The organism is Sporolactobacillus shoreicorticis (genome assembly GCF_024125445.1).
Classification (GTDB): domain Bacteria; phylum Bacillota; class Bacilli; order Bacillales; family Sporolactobacillaceae; genus Sporolactobacillus; species Sporolactobacillus shoreicorticis.
In genome coordinates this window covers 1-222 of sequence record NZ_JAMXWM010000114.1, presented here as the reverse complement: position 1 = coordinate 222, position 222 = coordinate 1, and the positions used below count along the sequence as shown (strand labels likewise).

General features: G+C 53.2%; 1 protein-coding gene. It reads right to left on the bottom strand.

Features of this window, described 5'->3' with window-relative positions; genetic code table 11:
• Nucleotides 1-222, bottom strand: a 222-nt coding sequence (locus tag NIE88_RS22255) for an SH3 domain-containing protein (protein ID WP_253065757.1), incomplete at both ends; no start/stop codon positions are given.

Genomic DNA, 222 nt, shown 5'->3' with positions numbered 1-222 from the left:
TACTTGATTTTCAGCCAGTTCCCGCTTGCTCCTACCACTTCCACGCGGCTTCCTTTCTTCAGCGTGGTCAGAAGCTTGCCCGAGGTTGACGCACTTGATCGCACATTCAGATTCGCCATCGTTGTTCCCGTGTACTGGACGGCTTCATTGGAACCGCCAGAGCTTGACGTACTGCCGGCCTTCTTTACATAATCGCCGGATACATATGCCGTTCCTCCGTTA